We start from the raw sequence: 14,481 nt of genomic DNA on the forward strand, positions 1-14,481 counted from the left end.
TCTGGACTTGTTGTCGCTTTTTCAGATAAATCTTCCCCGTGGCAGGTTGATACCTGCCTGGGTGCGGAGTGAGATCGGCTGTTTTTTGACCTTTGGCCGATATTGGGGAATGCAAGTATGACGAAGACCGATATTGCCACCCGTGTCCACAATCATACCTGGAAGCTAGACCCGATCGTCCGCAGCCTGATCGATACGGATTTCTACAAGCTGTTGATGTTGCAGATGATCTGGAAACTCTATCCGGAAGTCGACGCGACGTTTTCGCTGATCAACCGCACCAAGACTGTGCGGCTGGCGGAAGAGATCGACGAGATGGAGCTGCGCGAACAGCTCGATCATGCGCGCACCCTGCGTCTCTCCAAGAAGGAAAATATCTGGCTTGCGGGTAACACGTTTTACGGCCGCTCGCAGATTTTCGAGCCGGAGTTTCTCTCCTGGCTTTCGAGCTATCAATTGCCGGAATACGAGCTTTTCAAGCGCGACGGGCAATATGAGCTGAATTTCCATGGCCGCTGGATGGATACGACACTCTGGGAAATCCCGGCGCTGGCCATCATCAACGAACTCCGCTCGCGCAGTGCCATGCGTTCGCTCGGTTATTTCACGCTGGATGTGCTCTACGCCCGCGCCAAGGCGAAGATGTGGGAGAAGGTCGAGCGATTGCGGGAACTGCCGGGCCTTCGCATTTCCGATTTCGGCACCCGTCGCCGCCACAGCTTCCTTTGGCAGCGCTGGTGCGTCGAGGCCTTGAAGGAAGGCATCGGTCCTGCCTTTACCGGCACGAGCAATGTCCTTCTCGCCATGGATTCCGATCTCGAAGCTGTCGGCACGAACGCGCATGAACTGCCCATGGTGGTCGCGGCGCTGGCGCAGACGAACGAGGAACTGGCGGCCGCTCCCTATCAGGTTCTGAAGGACTGGAACCGGCTTTATGGTGGTAACCTGCTGATCGTGCTGCCGGATGCTTTCGGCACGGCGGCGTTTCTGCGCAATGCGCCGGAATGGGTGGCTGACTGGACGGGTTTTCGTCCCGACAGCGCACCGCCGATCGAAGGCGGCGAAAAGATTATCGAGTGGTGGCAGAAGATGGGCCGCGACCCGCGCAAGAAGATGCTGATCTTTTCCGATGGTCTCGATGTCGACGCCATCATCGACACCTACCGGCATTTCGAAGGCCGCGTTCGCATGAGCTTCGGTTGGGGCACCAATCTCACCAATGATTTCGCCGGTTGCGCGCCGAAGACCATTGCCAGCCTCAAGCCGATTTCCATTGTCTGCAAGGTGAGCGACGCCAATGGCCGCCCGGCGGTGAAGCTCTCGGACAATCCGCAAAAGGCCACCGGCGACCCGGCCGAAGTGGAACGGTATCTGAAGTTCTTCGGCGAGGAAGACCACAAGGAACAGAAGGTTCTGGTTTAAGGCAATCGGGCGCTCCGTCGAGGAAGCGCCCTTCAAACCCGACCCGATTTCAGCGGATTACTTCGCGAATTGATGTGCGATGTAATGGAAGAGTGCGCGGATACCCTGTGCTTCCCCGCCGATCGATGAATGGTGACGCTCGCTCAGAGACCAGCCGTAAATATCGAAATGCGCCCAGCGCCTGGTATTGGTGACGAAGCGTTTCAGGAACAGGGCGGCGGTGATCGATCCGCCCATGCCGCCCGAAGGCGCGTTGGTGATATCGGCCGCGCGCGAGCGGATATCCTTGTCGTAGCCCATATAGAGCGGCATGCGCCATAGCGGATCGTCCGTATCGATGCTGGCTTCCGCGATATCATGCGCCAGATCCTCATCATCGGTGTAGAAGGGCGGCAGATCCGGGCCGAGCGCGACGCGCGCAGCGCCCGTCAGCGTCGCCATGTCGATCATCAGGTCCGGCGCATCTTCGTCCGCATAGGCCAGCGCATCCGCCAGAACAAGACGACCCTCCGCATCGGTATTGTCGATCTGGACCGTCAGCCCCTTGCGGCTCCTATAGATATCGCCGGGGCGGAAGGCATTGGCGGAAATGGAGTTTTCGACCGCCGGCACGAGAACGCGCAGATCGACCGGCAGCTTCGCATCCATGATCATCAGCGCAAGGCCGAGCACATTGGCCGCACCTCCCATATCCTTTTTCATCAACGCCATGGAAGCGGCGGGTTTGATATCGAGACCGCCTGTATCGAAGCACACACCCTTGCCCACCAGTGTCAGCCGCGGATTGCCCTTCTTGCCCCAGTTCATCTCCAGAAGCCGCGGCGCGCTTTCGCTGGCCCGGCCAACGGCATGGATCAGCGGGAAGTTTTCCTTGAGCAGATCATCGCCGGTCGTGACATTCACCTTGGCCTTGTAGTGGGCGGCAAGTGCTCGGAAAGCGATTTCGAGCTCGTCCGGCCCCATGTCATTGGCCGGGACGTTGATGAGGTCGCGCGCAAGGAAAACGCCGGCCAGTATGCGCTTGATCTCGCCGTCTTCCGCGTCCTGCGGAATAAGGAGCTTTGCTCCGTTCGTCTTGGTGGTCTTGTATTTGTCGAAGCGATAGCTGCCGAGGCCGAAACCGAGCGCGAGGCGATTGGCTGTCAGGGGCGCGGTTTCGATGTGCCATTCACCCTCCGGCAGCTCACGGGCGAGTTTGCCGGTGATGAAGGGAATTTCGGAAGGATTGCCACCAAGGCCGAGCAGTACACCGCCCAGCGATCCATCGGCGGAAGGAACGAGCAGGACGGCGCCGGCTTCCGCCTTGAACCCCGCCTTTTTCGCCCAGTCCAGAGCGACCGGGTCTATGGCACCCTGTTCGATATGGGCCGGCGTGACGGCAAAAACCGGCAATGTGCTGCCGGCCTTCGAGCTGAAAGGGGTGGGGCGTTCGATGAACTGATAGGGCGCCATGGTATGCTTCCGTAAATGTCGAGAATCGGTGCGATTAACGCTCTGTTAGGGTTAACAGATTATTGCTTAAGCGAAAGTTGCGTCATGTGAGTCTGTCGTGTGTCGGGCGCAAGATCGATCATTCTCGGGCGGGGGCGCTGCCATGACTGCATTTTCTTTGGGTGAGACAGGCCGGACGGGGCTGCTGCGGGGCGCTTGTCTTGCAGCGCTGGTTTTGGCCGTTTCCGGATGTGCGAGCACCAATAAGCCGGATCGCATGTCCACCGGCTCCATTCCCGCCGCCACGCGTTCTTATGACCATTTGAACATGGAGCAGCTTCGGCAGGCGGAAGAGACCTCGGGCAAAGCCTATGAACGCAACCCCAAGGACAAGTCCGTTGGCATGAATTATGCCAGCGTGCTGATGATGACCGGCAAGAATACGCAGGCTCTCGCCGTCATGCAGCAGATCGCCATTGCCAATCCCGCCGACCGTGAAGTGCTTGCAGCCTATGGCAAGTCGCAGGCGGCTGCCGGCCAGCTGGAACAGGCGCTTTCGACAATCCAGCGGGCGCAGACACCTGATCGTCCCGACTGGCGGCTCTACTCCGCCGAAGGTGCCGTGCTCGATCAGCTTGGACGCTCGAACGAGGCACGTTCCAGATATCGTCAGGCGCTTGACCTGAAGCCGAACGATCCGAGCGTCCTGTCCAATCTTGGCATGTCCTATGTCCTGTCGAGCGATCCGCGTACCGCCGAAACCTATCTGCAATCGGCCATTTCCCAGCCGGGCGCCGATAGCCGCGTCCGCCAGAACCTTGCGCTCGTGGTCGGTCTGCAGGGCCGCTTTGCCGAAGCCGAACGCATTGCGGTTCAGGAGCTCTCTGCGCAGCAGGCACAGGCTAACCTCACATATCTGCGGGCAATGCTTTCGCAGCAGAATTCCTGGCAGCAGCTGGCGAAGAAAGATAGCAAGCCGGCTGGTTGATGCGCTTTCGGGCGGTTGATAGCCCGTCCGTTGGACGATGATTGTTGTGCCATGCGCGATCTCTGCGGGCCTGCTACATCAGAACGTGTCGGCAACCCGGATGCCAGCTGGTCCAAGAATGACGGCGATCAGAACCGGCAGGAAAAATACGATCATCGGCACAGTCAGTTTTGGCGGCAATGCTGCGGCCTTTTTCTCGGCTTCATTCATACGCTCGTCACGTCCTTCCTGGGCGAGGACGCGTAGTGCCTGTGCGAGCGGTGTGCCGTATCGTTCCGCCTGAATAAGAGCTTGCACCACGCTTTTGACGCCATCCAGCTGGGTACGCATACCGAAATTCTCAAGCGCCACGCGTCTATCCTGAAGGAAGGACAATTCCGCTGTCGTGAGGATCATTTCCTCTGCCAGTTCGGGCGACTGCTCACCCATTTCCTCTGCCACTCGGCGCATGGCCGATTCCATCGACACACCTGATTCGACGCAGATCAGCATCAGGTCGAGTGCATCCGGCCATGCCCGCTTGATCGAGGTCTGCCGTTTGGTCATGCGGTTCGAAACATAGATATTGGGGGCGTAAAAGCCGATATAGCCGAAAAGAAGTACTGCCATCAGCCGAACGACAAAGGATTTGTCAGCCAGATTTCCGAGAACGAAAACCCAGGCAAATGCCACCGCCAGGAAAATGAACGGCAGGACGAACCGGGCGGCAAGAAACGTATTGAAAGCGTTCTGTGAACGGAAACCGGCGGCACGCAGCTTGTTCATCGTGTTCTGGTCGGCAAGCGCTTCCCGAAGATTGAATTTTTCGACGATGCGCAGCGCGGATTTATTATTGTTGCCGCGAAGGGATGTTCTGCCGTCGCGGGTCGCGGTCGCCAGGCGCTCGCGCTCACGGTTGCGAATGAGTTCGCGTTCCGACGAGACGGCTTTCATGCGCTTGGCGAGATCTTTTCGCTCCAGGAAGGGCATGATCAGCGTATAGAGGGTCGCGAAGACCGCCAGCGTCACGAGAATGGCGATGATCGTCTGCGGATCCGTCAGGCGGGAAAAGAGATTTCCTGTCATGGTCTCCCCTCAGATATCGAAATTGATCATTTGACGCATGATGAAAATCCCGATGAGCATCCACAAGGCGGATGCCCCCAAAATGATGTGTCCGCGCATATCCGTGAAAAGGATCGAGAGGTAGTCGGGCGAGGTGAAGTGTACCAGCGTCATAACGATGAAAGGCAATGCGCCGATGATGACAGCGGATGCTTTCGCCTCCATCGACAGGGCATTCACCTTGGCGCGCATCTTTTTACGGTCACGCAACACCTTGGACAGGTTGGACAAGGCCTCCGAAAGGTTACCGCCTGCCTGCGCCTGGATGTTGATAACGGTGCTGAAGAAGCTGACTTCGAAAAGCGGCATGGTCAGCATCATGCGCTCTATCCCCTGTGGGATGCCTATCCCGACCTGCTGCGCATCGACAACCCGCTGAAACTCCGTTTTCACCGGTTCCTGACCGTCCGAGGCGATCAGTCGTACCGCGTCGTTCAGCGGCAAACCTGATTTGATCGAGCGGCACATGACATCAAGCGCATTGGGAAACTCCTCGAGAAATTTTTTCTGCCGGCGTTTGAGGAGAAATGCCAGGACCCAGCGCGGCAGTCCCAAGGCCGCGACGACGGCTATGAGAAGAGTGGTCAATAACGACAGACCATAGATAAGGGCGATAAAAGCGGCACAAGCCGCCGCGCCGGCGCTCAGAAGGTGGAACTGCCGAACGGAAATTGCCAGCCCTGCCTGCACGAGTTTATCGCGCAGGCTGACATTCTTTGCTTTTTTCGCCTTTTCATTCTGTTTCTTTTCCATATCCCGCAGGTTGTCCTGCATGGATTTGCGGCGCTTGCTGAGTTCCTGGACCCGGTCGCGCGCGGCCTTGATATTGGCATGATCCGTCTCTGCTGCCTGCACCCGCTTGAAGCGGCTGGTGGTCTTTTTTTCGACCTCTATCTGCTGGAAAAGAAAGGCATAGGCGAGCGCTCCTGCCGAGATGGCGACGAGTACGGCCAGTAACACTATTGTCGGGTCCATGGCGGTCGCTTTCCCTTAGGATGTCTTTTCCATCTCATCGAGCGCGGCCGCCAGACGTTTTTCTTCGCCGTAATAACGTGCACGATCCCAGAAATGCGGCTTGCTGATCCCGGTCGACACATGCCTGCCGATCAACTTGCCCTGCGCATCTTCGCCTTCGATCTCGTATCGCATCAGATCCTGGGTGACGATGACATCGCCTTCCATGCCGATCACTTCGGTGATCTGCGTTATCCGTCGCGAGCCGTCGCGCAGGCGCGCTGCCTGAATGACGACATCGATCGAGCCTGAGATGATTTCGCGCACGGTCTTGGCCGGCAACGTGAACCCGCCCATGGCGATCATCGATTCGATACGGCTGAGGCATTCGCGCGGCGTATTGGCGTGCAGCGTTCCCATCGAGCCGTCATGGCCGGTGTTCATGGCCTGAAGCAGGTCAAAAACTTCCGGTCCGCGTACTTCGCCGACGATGATGCGCTCGGGCCGCATGCGGAGGCAGTTCTTGACGAGATCGCGCATGGTGATCTCGCCTTCGCCCTCGATATTCGGCGGACGCGTTTCAAGCCGCACCACATGCGGCTGCTGGAGCTGCAATTCAGCGGTGTCTTCGCAGGTGATGACGCGTTCATCCCTGTCGATGAAGCTCGTCAGGCAATTGAGGAGCGTGGTCTTGCCCGAGCCGGTACCTCCAGAGATGACGACATTGCAGCGGACGCGACCGATGATCTTGAGCAACGTGGCGCCTTCGGGCGTTATCGCTCCGAAACGCACGAGCTGGTCGAGAGTCAGCTTGTCCCGCTTGAATTTTCGGATGGTCAACGCCGGTCCGTCGATGGCGAGCGGCGGTGCGATGACGTTGACGCGCGATCCGTCCGGCAGGCGCGCATCGCATATGGGGCTCGACTCATCCACGCGGCGGCCGACCTGGCTGACGATGCGCTGGCAGATGGAGAGCAACTGCGCATTGTCCCGGAAGCGGATATCGGATTCGATGGTCTTGCCGCCGACTTCTATGAAGGTCTGGCCGGAACCATTGACCATGATATCGGCAATATCGTCGCGTGCGAGAAGCGGTTCCAGCGGCCCGTAACCCAGAACGTCATTACAGATATCTTCGAGCAGCTCTTCCTGCTCGGCAATCGACATGGCGAAATTTTTGATCGTGATGATATCGTTGACGATATCACGGATTTCCTCGCGCGCGCTTTCTGCGTCGAGCTTGGCGAGCTGCGAAAGATCGATCGTATCGATGAGAGCGGAAAATACCTGGCTTTTGGTATTATAGTAGTCTTCCGTACGGGCGCGTTTTTTCTGCACGGGTGGTGTGCCCGCCGCCGCCTGACGCGTGATGGGTGACTGGCCGGGCTCGAGCGTGTCATTTGCAGAAGAGCGAGGCTCAGCCGCCGTCGCCATCTGCATGGCGACAGGTGCAACAGGTTCCGGCTTCGTGCTTCTGGCTGGGCCTTCAGGCCCGCGTTTTCCGAACATCGGCGTTTCCGTCTAAGGGACGCAGGCAGAAGACCTACTTGCGCTTGAGAATATTCTTCAGTTTTTCCAAACCGCCGCGTCTGCTTTTGCGCAGCACGGAGCGGCCTGTGATGGTATGGGCGATCTGCGAGAAGGTTTCCGCCGCCTGGGATTTTTCATCCATTTCGCTGATCATGCGGCCGCTATTGGCGGCATTTCCGAACAAATGTGCGTCGAAGGGTATGATCGCGATCGGCTCGACTTCCAGTGGATCGAGGAAATCCGCAGGCGCGATTTCCGGGCGTTTGGGCATGCCGACCTGATTGAGAATGAGATGCGGTAACTTGTCGTTGGGTCTCATCTTGATAAGCGCGTCGAAAAGGTTCTTTGTATTGCGCAGATTGGCGAGATCGGGAACCGCGGTGATGACCACCTCGTCGGCTTCCGCAAGAACGGCCCGGGTCCAGTCGCACCATTGGTGGGGAAGATCGAGAACCGCAACCGGAGCACTGCGCTGCAAGACCTCGAGGATCGGCAGAAAGGCCTGACGATCGAGATCATAGGTCCTGTCGAGAAGAGATGGTGCCGCCAGCAGAGACAGATGATCGGAGCATTTCGTCAGAAGACGGTCGAGGAATACCTCGTCCAGCCGCTCCGGTGAAAAGACGGCTTCAGCCATGCCCTGGGCGGGATCCTGATCGAAATCGATATTGGCCGTTCCATAGGCGAGATCCATGTCCGCCAGAATGGTTTCCGTGGAGAAGAGGCTCGAAATGCCGAAGGCGCAATTATGCGCGATGGTGGAGGAACCCACGCCGCCCTTGGCGCCGATAAAGGCGATGTTGCGGCCGAGCGGTTCGGCTTCCGGATCGACAAAGATGGCGGCGACCGAAGCGAGCAGATCGGCCATGTTGACCGGCGCGACGAGGTATTCGGAAATACCGTTACGGATGAGATCGCGATAAAGCGTGATGTCGTTGTGCCGGCCGATAATGATGACACGGGTGGAAGGATCACAAACCTCTGCCAAAGGCGCGAGATCGTCCAGCAGAGAGGCGGGCGAGCTTGACGTTTCGAGAATGATGAGATTGGGCGTGGGTGACGCGGAAAACATCGTTGCTGCCGCATTGATGTCGCCCTTGGTCACTCGCAGGGTGACCTTGCTCATGCGCCTGTCGCTGGACAATGCATCCATGACGCCTTGCATATTGTCGCTGACGCAGAAAGCGTGAACGGAAATACGGGGCAGGGGGCGCAGGCGATCCATATCCGAAGCGCGCACCGGCGGCTCGGCTTCTGCGCCGCCGCTTGGTTTGATATCGTATTCTACAGCGCTCATCGTCTTTCCTGCCGTGACAAATGTTGGATCCGCATCAATCTGTTGCCGCCGTCGAAGTCTTGCCGCGATAGGTGTCGATGACGACCGCGCGGCGCTCGGCATCGATCGGGCTCATGCCGCGCGGGCCGACCAGATCCATGGGATTGGCGATCTGCGCCGCGAGATTGCTCTGGGAAGCGCAGCCGAAATTGTACCAGTTCTTGTTGCCGAAGGTATTGTCTGAGAGATCCTCCGGCCATTGACCGCACTGGCCGGTCATGGCGGTAACGGCCACATAACTCAGGCGGATCGGGGAGGCATCGCCACGCGGGGAAGCGGCATAACGCGTCTCCATGATCTTGCCCGGTGCCACGCCTGCACCGGAAAGCGTCGAGCGGATCTGTTTTGCCATTCGTGATGCGGCTGCCGAATTGGCCGATCCCGACGGAGTCTGAATATTGATGATGCCCGTCGACATCGACGCATAATTCTGAGCAAAACCGCGGACATTATCCGCCATCGCTGTGGTCAGCCGGCTGTCGCTGGCCGAGACCGGAATATCCAGCGAGTGCTCCGCTTCCGACAGGGTAATCGGGTGACGTGTGCGATAATCGTCGGGAATGGCGTTGGTGGTCATCGGATCGCGTGCGCAGCCCTGCAACAGGCCGGCAGCAAGCGCGGCAACGACGACGAGGCCGGTCCGTCTTCCGGACCGGGAGGAGGAAAAGGAGGGGTGGGTTTTCTTCATGACGTTTCCCGCCCTGACCGGGCTTGCTGCGAAGAGGGGATTTTGTGTGCGTGTCGTCATTTGTAGATGAACCCCACTGACCCCTGATAGGGAGCCGCCTGAACCTGGTCCTTGCGGCCATAAACCTTGTTAACGCGGTTCATGAAATACATGGCGGCATCGTTTTCCGGATTGAAGTTATCATCCGGCCGGGCGATCTGGTTGCGGGCAACCGGCCGCACCAGATAGGGGGTCGCGATGATGACAAGTTCCGTTTCGTTGCGCAGGAAGTCCTTGCTGCGGAAAAGCGTGCCGAAGATCGGGATTTTCGAAATTCCCGGAAGTCCGGACATGGCTTGGCGCACATTGTCCTGAACAAGGCCCGCAATCACGATCGATCCGCCGGAAGGAAGCTCGACCGTTGTGGAGGTTTCGCGCTTGCGCACCGACATGTAGGTCGATCCCGGAATGCCACGCCCGTAGTTTCCGCTTGTGAAATTACCTTCATAGGTAGGCTCGGACACGTTCGTCTCGATCTTGAGACTTATTCTGCCCGGTGAAAGCACCACCGGTTTGAAGTTCAGGGTAATGCCGTAGTCGACCGTCTCCACATCGCGTTTGACGACCAGGGAATTCGTATCCTTGTCGAGCGAAACATCCTGTTGCGCGGCAATGCGGAAGTCTCCCCCCACATAAAATTTGGCCTGTTCGCCGGAAATTGCCGTCAGGCTCGGTTCCGCCAGGGTGCGCATGACACCGGCCTGCTCCATGGCGTTGAGGTAGGAGGCGAATCTGAGAGAGCCTGAACCAATCGCACCACTGGCAATCCGGGATGCACCGTCGATCGCGGCGCCAAGATTAGACGGATTTGCGAATTCGAAACCATTGCCGCTCGTCGTGCTGCTGATCGAGCCGTTGAAGCCGAGTTGCTTCAGAACCTGCCTGCTCACTTCGGCCACGGTGACCTTCAGCGTCACCTGGTCTTCCCCTTCGATCGTCAGCATGTTGACGATCTGCGATACCTGCCGGCGCTCGGCAAAAATCGCCGCATCGCCGCCATTGTCGCCGCCTGTCAGCGATATATTGCGGGTGGTGGCCTCGCCGCCTTTGAGAAAGGCGTCGGCAAGTTGAACGGCGCGCGCGGAATCCTGCGGTGTGCGCACCGAGCCCGTCAGAACGATGTTATCCGAAACGATTTCTATCTTGATATCCGAGTCGGGAATAAAACGACGGATATTGGCCTCAAGCCCCGAGATGTCGCGCTCTACCTCGAGATCGAGGCTGACGATTTCCCGGCCGCCTTCACCGAAAATGAAGATGTTGGTTTGCCCAACCGTTTTGCCGAAAAGATAGATGCGTTTCGACGTCCGGGTCACGGCATCGGCAAGGTTCGGGTCGGCAACGAGGATGTCGTGTGCATCTTCCGGCAGGTCGATGACCAGCGCCTTGTTCAGGCCCAGCTTCAGACGCTTGCGAATGCCTGCCCCGCTTTCGGTGATCCGCACGATGCTTGCGCTTTGCGCCTCGGCTTTGCTGATACGCAGAAACTCGGGGGAATTTTGGCCGGGAAGGCCTGAGAAAGCCAGGCAGAATGCGATGCCACCTGCCATCGATGAACGCAGGCGCTGTTTGAGACGTTTCGTCATGAGTTCCCCGGTCATTGTGACGCTCCTTGACCGCTTTTCACGATCGAGCCGGATTTGATCACCTGAATTTCCGGTTGTCCCGAACCTCCATTGAGAAGGTAGCCGGCCGAAAGCGTGTCGTTTTCTTGGGCATCGGCGACGGAGCGCAAGGCGAGCGTGAGGCGATCCGCCATTTGTTGCGCCACCGTTATGATCTTCGCCTGTTCCGGGGTCAGTTCCAGCGTGGCGGTTGCGCCGACCACCGCCGATGTTCCGTCCTCGCCTTCCTTGATCTGCTGATCGATCGCCAGAACACGAACATTGTTCAAAACATTTTCGGTCAGGAAGTTACCGTTGTCGCCCTTGCGGACCATGATGACATCGACCCGGTCATTCGGCAGCACGAAGCCGCCCGCACCGGTCGAGACGGAAATCTCGGTAGCGACGGCGCGTTTGCCGGCCGGCAAAAGGGAGGACATGATACGGGTGCTGGAATCGACTACTTTTTCGGGCCGTATCGGTTCGCCTTCGAACAAAGGCAAACGCACGACCGCGCCTGCGAGTTCGGTGATGGCGTCAGGCCTTTTCGCCTCCGTTATGAAATTGTCGACCACATTGCCCTGCGGCCAGGGTGTCCAGCGCACCGAACTGTCGTTCAGACGGCTGCCGACGGGCAGATTGACCGAAGAGACGAGGACGTTGACCGTCGGTTCTTTCTGGATGATCGTTTCCGCTTTTTCGATGACCTGCTTCGCGCCGGAAATCTGCATGGCGACAAGGCCGGCAAGACCGGCGGCCACCAGGGCAACGGAAAGAATGACGATACGCGACGGTTTCATGCTCGATCCTTGAGGGAATCAGATTCTTCTCCCCTCAGGATGGCGCGCGATTGGTATAATTATGGTTAATATTGTACTTGGATGTTTAGTTAACGGAACCTTTAAGATCCGCTCATCCTGGTGGTTCTCTTAGAAAAGGCTGGCGATTGCCGTTTTTACAATTGGAGCTTCACCATAGGTCAATAGGCCAGCGACGGCGATGCCAACGCCATATGGTATTTTTTTTGCCACAAGAAGAGAGTCCGGGATAGGGATGCCGATGGCGGTGATCTCTTGCACGCGCGATCGCAAAAGAAGAATGGCAACGGTCAACACACCGCCAACTAGCGTTACTGCAAGTAAAAATTCGACAAGCGCGGGATTGAAACCAAACCATACGGCACATGCAGAGAGCAATTTCGCGTCTCCACCGCCCATGACGTTGGCGGAAAAAAGCGCGAACGAGGCCAAAAGTACGATTAAGCCTGCTGCAAGGCTCATAAGAAATGAGTTCATATCCATCCCTGTGAAGGGTGCAGCGGCCAAGAAGCCGACGAAGATAATCACGCTCAACCGATTGGGGATGGTCATACTTAAGAGGTCTGTCGCTGCTGCAAGACACAAACACAAAGGTAGGACCAAAAATATCGTCGCTATCACCATGCGCGTAAGCCCCGCCACTACATTTTTACGACATAAGAAGATGGAAAAAATTAAAGCTATGCCGCGGTAAACGGCATAGCTCGCATTGACGTAAATTCGGAGCTTATTTGCCGCCAGCCGCTGTATTGGCTTTTGTCATTTCCTCGCCGATGGCGCCGAACAGGGTCTTAAGCTTACTTCCGACTGTAGTCGCGCCGCCGATGATGGCGACAGAAATGAGGGCAGCAATCAAGCCGTATTCGATTGCAGTCGCGCCGGATTCGTCCTTGAGGAAACGAGCGAAAATCTTGGTCATAGGTCTCTCCTAACTCTTGTTTGGTTCAGCACGCCGACAACTGTTCTCCGTTGTTCGGTTGCGTTCAAACTACAGCCGAGCGATTTCCAACCGCTTAAAAAAAACGATTAACTCAAAGTAAACGGCAGGATGAGTTTCTTTTGGTAAATAAAGGTGAAAAGTATTTTATGCATTTTTATATTTGCTTATAAACAAATGTATTTTGTGCCTGATCGCTTTCCTCTTTCCTCGGAGTGTTGTTTCAGGGAAACGCATGTGTTCAGTTTTGAGGCAGCAGAGGAGGTGCGAAAATATCAACTTGTGACACATGGTTATCATCCGCGTCGCAGATTCCCGCCATTTAACGCTTCATTCACTAAAAATGCGCATTGTGGAATGCAATAACTGTGCTGATAGTGAGCAAGGGCCAAACGCGTGTCATCCGGAAAACTGGCGAAAATCATGGTCGGCTTGTCCGTCTTTCTGGGGACTGCGGCGCAGCCTGTTTTTGCCCAGGACGATATATTGCGCGTTTCAATGAATCACGCCCGCGTCCTTCGCCTCGATCGTCCCGTGAGCAAGGTTATCGTCGGCAATTCCAAGGTCGCCGATGCCACGGTTGCCGATGCCACCACGATTGTTCTGACGGGTCGCAGTTTCGGCACGACCAACCTTGTGCTTCTCGATGGCGAAGGCAATCCGATCGTGGATGAACGCATTCTCGTTTCCATCGACGAGGGTAATACGGTTCGCGTTTTCCGCCAGACGGAGCGCACCGTGTTGTCCTGTACGCCGAATTGCGAGCAGCATTCGCAAAACAGCGGCGACAAGGACGCTCAGCCGTAACGCTGCAGCCTCAATCATAGCTCTGAGAGGATGGCAGGCTTTCCGAAGAAAACGGAAACCACCTGTTGGCAGCTTTTCTGAACGTAGAAAAGGCAAAAAAGCAACATGCTTCCCGGCGTTTGCCGGTCGGCTGTGTGTTGCTATTTTTTTGCTAAGTATTTGATCTGGCTAAGATCAAAAATGGAATGGTGCCCAGAAGAGGACTCGAACCTCCACACCCTTGCGAGTACCAGCACCTGAAGCTGGCGCGTCTACCAATTCCGCCATCTGGGCGACGGAAAGCGATGTACGAGGGCAGCCGCCCGGTGTCAACAGGCTTTTTGAACTTTTATGACGATCATTGATTTTAAAGGGAAAAAACTTGGTTGGGGCTGTTGAAACATGTCGCCGGGTCAGGTGTCGAGCCCTTCATGCTTCGTTCTGTCCACATGACCGAGGTGGCGTTCCGGGTCGATGATGTCACGGATTCTCTGTTTCAGTTCTTTTGGGCCGGGAAAACCGCCATCGCGTTTGCGCTCCCATATGGTCGTGCCGTCCACGGTGATCTCGAACAGACCGCCGGTCGAGGGAACGAGGCTGACTGCACCGACATCGGAAGCGAAGGTCTGCAGGATTTCCTGCGCCATCCAGCCTGCCCGAAGCAGCCAGTTGCATTGCGTGCAGTAGCGGATGGTTATGTGGGGTTTGGTCTCGGTCATCCTCACGTCTCCTTCATCGCCCGGCGGCAATAATGTTCACGATAATGTCAACTATAATACTCATGTTTTTACCGGGCATATGCTTGTTCTTATCATGCGGCTTTGCGAACAGAGAAGCTGTCGAA

Annotated in this window: 14 protein-coding genes and 1 tRNA gene; 3 read left to right on the forward strand and 12 right to left on the reverse strand. The window is 57.0% G+C overall.

Going from position 1 to position 14,481, the window contains the following annotated elements; genetic code table 11:
* Positions 1-117: 117 nt before the first annotated feature.
* Positions 118-1,422, forward strand: coding sequence for a nicotinate phosphoribosyltransferase (pncB, locus tag ACIQUH_RS14100; protein ID WP_003507389.1), 1,305 nt, complete (start codon positions 118-120; stop codon positions 1,420-1,422).
* 57 nt (positions 1,423-1,479) lie between these two features.
* Here pncB and ACIQUH_RS14105 read toward each other — a convergent pair whose 3' ends face one another.
* Positions 1,480-2,874, reverse strand: a complete 1,395-nt coding sequence (locus ACIQUH_RS14105) for a leucyl aminopeptidase family protein (RefSeq protein ID WP_400816032.1) — start codon at positions 2,872-2,874, stop codon at positions 1,480-1,482.
* A gap of 142 nt (positions 2,875-3,016) precedes the next feature.
* On the opposite strand from ACIQUH_RS14105, the gene ACIQUH_RS14110 reads away from it, so the two are divergent.
* A complete protein-coding gene (locus tag ACIQUH_RS14110; RefSeq protein ID WP_400816035.1) occupies positions 3,017-3,841 on the forward strand; it encodes a tetratricopeptide repeat protein in 825 nt (274 codons plus the stop codon).
* 78 nt (positions 3,842-3,919) lie between these two features.
* Here ACIQUH_RS14110 and ACIQUH_RS14115 read toward each other — a convergent pair whose 3' ends face one another.
* From ACIQUH_RS14115 to ACIQUH_RS14155, 9 genes are all read right to left on the reverse strand, one after another.
* Positions 3,920-4,906: a type II secretion system F family protein gene (locus ACIQUH_RS14115; protein WP_400816038.1), complete on the reverse strand. Its 987-nt coding sequence runs from the start codon at positions 4,904-4,906 to the stop codon at positions 3,920-3,922.
* Positions 4,907-4,915: 9 nt separating this feature from the next.
* The gene (locus tag ACIQUH_RS14120; protein ID WP_400816041.1) at positions 4,916-5,920 is read right to left on the reverse strand and encodes a type II secretion system F family protein; all 1,005 of its coding nucleotides are present in this window, start codon (positions 5,918-5,920) and stop codon (positions 4,916-4,918) included.
* A gap of 15 nt (positions 5,921-5,935) precedes the next feature.
* Positions 5,936-7,408, reverse strand: a complete 1,473-nt coding sequence (locus ACIQUH_RS14125; RefSeq protein ID WP_400816044.1) for a CpaF family protein — start codon at positions 7,406-7,408, stop codon at positions 5,936-5,938.
* 34 nt (positions 7,409-7,442) lie between these two features.
* Positions 7,443-8,726, reverse strand: coding sequence for a CtpF protein (locus tag ACIQUH_RS14130; protein WP_400816047.1), 1,284 nt, complete (start codon positions 8,724-8,726; stop codon positions 7,443-7,445).
* Positions 8,727-8,760: 34 nt separating this feature from the next.
* Positions 8,761-9,453, reverse strand: a complete 693-nt coding sequence (locus ACIQUH_RS14135) for a CpaD family pilus assembly protein (RefSeq protein ID WP_400816050.1) — start codon at positions 9,451-9,453, stop codon at positions 8,761-8,763.
* 56 nt (positions 9,454-9,509) lie between these two features.
* Positions 9,510-11,093, reverse strand: coding sequence for a type II and III secretion system protein family protein (locus ACIQUH_RS14140; RefSeq protein WP_400816053.1), 1,584 nt, complete (start codon positions 11,091-11,093; stop codon positions 9,510-9,512).
* Positions 11,090-11,896 carry a Flp pilus assembly protein CpaB gene (cpaB, locus tag ACIQUH_RS14145; protein ID WP_400816056.1) on the reverse strand — a complete coding sequence of 269 codons (807 nt, stop codon included), beginning with the start codon at positions 11,894-11,896 and terminating at the stop codon, positions 11,090-11,092. The genes ACIQUH_RS14140 and cpaB overlap by 4 nt, the downstream gene beginning before the upstream one ends.
* Before the next feature lie 129 nt (positions 11,897-12,025).
* Positions 12,026-12,538, reverse strand: coding sequence for a prepilin peptidase (locus ACIQUH_RS14150; RefSeq protein WP_400816059.1), 513 nt, complete (start codon positions 12,536-12,538; stop codon positions 12,026-12,028).
* A gap of 103 nt (positions 12,539-12,641) precedes the next feature.
* Entirely contained in the window at positions 12,642-12,833 is a 192-nt protein-coding gene (locus ACIQUH_RS14155; RefSeq protein ID WP_400816062.1) for a Flp family type IVb pilin, read from the reverse strand.
* 441 nt (positions 12,834-13,274) lie between these two features.
* Here ACIQUH_RS14155 and ACIQUH_RS14160 point away from each other — a divergent pair, with 441 nt between their 5' ends.
* Positions 13,275-13,658 (forward strand): pilus assembly protein N-terminal domain-containing protein, encoded by a 384-nt coding sequence (locus ACIQUH_RS14160; RefSeq protein WP_400816065.1) that lies wholly within the window; start codon positions 13,275-13,277, stop codon positions 13,656-13,658.
* Between the two features lie 186 nt (positions 13,659-13,844).
* On the opposite strand, the gene ACIQUH_RS14165 is transcribed toward ACIQUH_RS14160, so the two are convergent.
* A tRNA-Leu gene (locus ACIQUH_RS14165) sits at positions 13,845-13,931 on the reverse strand.
* 119 nt (positions 13,932-14,050) lie between these two features.
* Positions 14,051-14,356, reverse strand: coding sequence for a SelT/SelW/SelH family protein (locus ACIQUH_RS14170; RefSeq protein ID WP_400816068.1), 306 nt, complete (start codon positions 14,354-14,356; stop codon positions 14,051-14,053).
* Between the last annotated feature and the right edge of the window lie 125 nt (positions 14,357-14,481).

The sequence above is a fragment of the Agrobacterium sp. NPDC090283 genome (assembly GCF_044769685.1).
Classification (GTDB): Bacteria; Pseudomonadota; Alphaproteobacteria; order Rhizobiales; family Rhizobiaceae; genus Agrobacterium.

Bases quoted from the DNA above. Each gene is read 5' to 3' on its own strand.
- pncB (WP_003507389.1), top strand. From the start codon at position 118: ATGACGAAGACCGATATTGCCACCCGTGTCCACAATCATACCTGGAAG.
- ACIQUH_RS14105 (WP_400816032.1), bottom strand. From the start codon at position 2,874: ATGGCGCCCTATCAGTTCATCGAACGCCCCACCCCTTTCAGCTCGAAG.
- ACIQUH_RS14110 (WP_400816035.1), top strand. From the start codon at position 3,017: ATGACTGCATTTTCTTTGGGTGAGACAGGCCGGACGGGGCTGCTGCGG.
- ACIQUH_RS14115 (WP_400816038.1), bottom strand. From the start codon at position 4,906: ATGACAGGAAATCTCTTTTCCCGCCTGACGGATCCGCAGACGATCATC.
- ACIQUH_RS14120 (WP_400816041.1), bottom strand. From the start codon at position 5,920: ATGGACCCGACAATAGTGTTACTGGCCGTACTCGTCGCCATCTCGGCA.
- ACIQUH_RS14125 (WP_400816044.1), bottom strand. From the start codon at position 7,408: ATGTTCGGAAAACGCGGGCCTGAAGGCCCAGCCAGAAGCACGAAGCCG.
- ACIQUH_RS14130 (WP_400816047.1), bottom strand. From the start codon at position 8,726: ATGAGCGCTGTAGAATACGATATCAAACCAAGCGGCGGCGCAGAAGCC.
- ACIQUH_RS14135 (WP_400816050.1), bottom strand. From the start codon at position 9,453: ATGAAGAAAACCCACCCCTCCTTTTCCTCCTCCCGGTCCGGAAGACGG.
- ACIQUH_RS14140 (WP_400816053.1), bottom strand. From the start codon at position 11,093: ATGACCGGGGAACTCATGACGAAACGTCTCAAACAGCGCCTGCGTTCA.
- cpaB (WP_400816056.1), bottom strand. From the start codon at position 11,896: ATGAAACCGTCGCGTATCGTCATTCTTTCCGTTGCCCTGGTGGCCGCC.
- ACIQUH_RS14150 (WP_400816059.1), bottom strand. From the start codon at position 12,538: ATGGTGATAGCGACGATATTTTTGGTCCTACCTTTGTGTTTGTGTCTT.
- ACIQUH_RS14155 (WP_400816062.1), bottom strand. From the start codon at position 12,833: ATGACCAAGATTTTCGCTCGTTTCCTCAAGGACGAATCCGGCGCGACT.
- ACIQUH_RS14160 (WP_400816065.1), top strand. From the start codon at position 13,275: ATGGTCGGCTTGTCCGTCTTTCTGGGGACTGCGGCGCAGCCTGTTTTT.
- ACIQUH_RS14170 (WP_400816068.1), bottom strand. From the start codon at position 14,356: ATGACCGAGACCAAACCCCACATAACCATCCGCTACTGCACGCAATGC.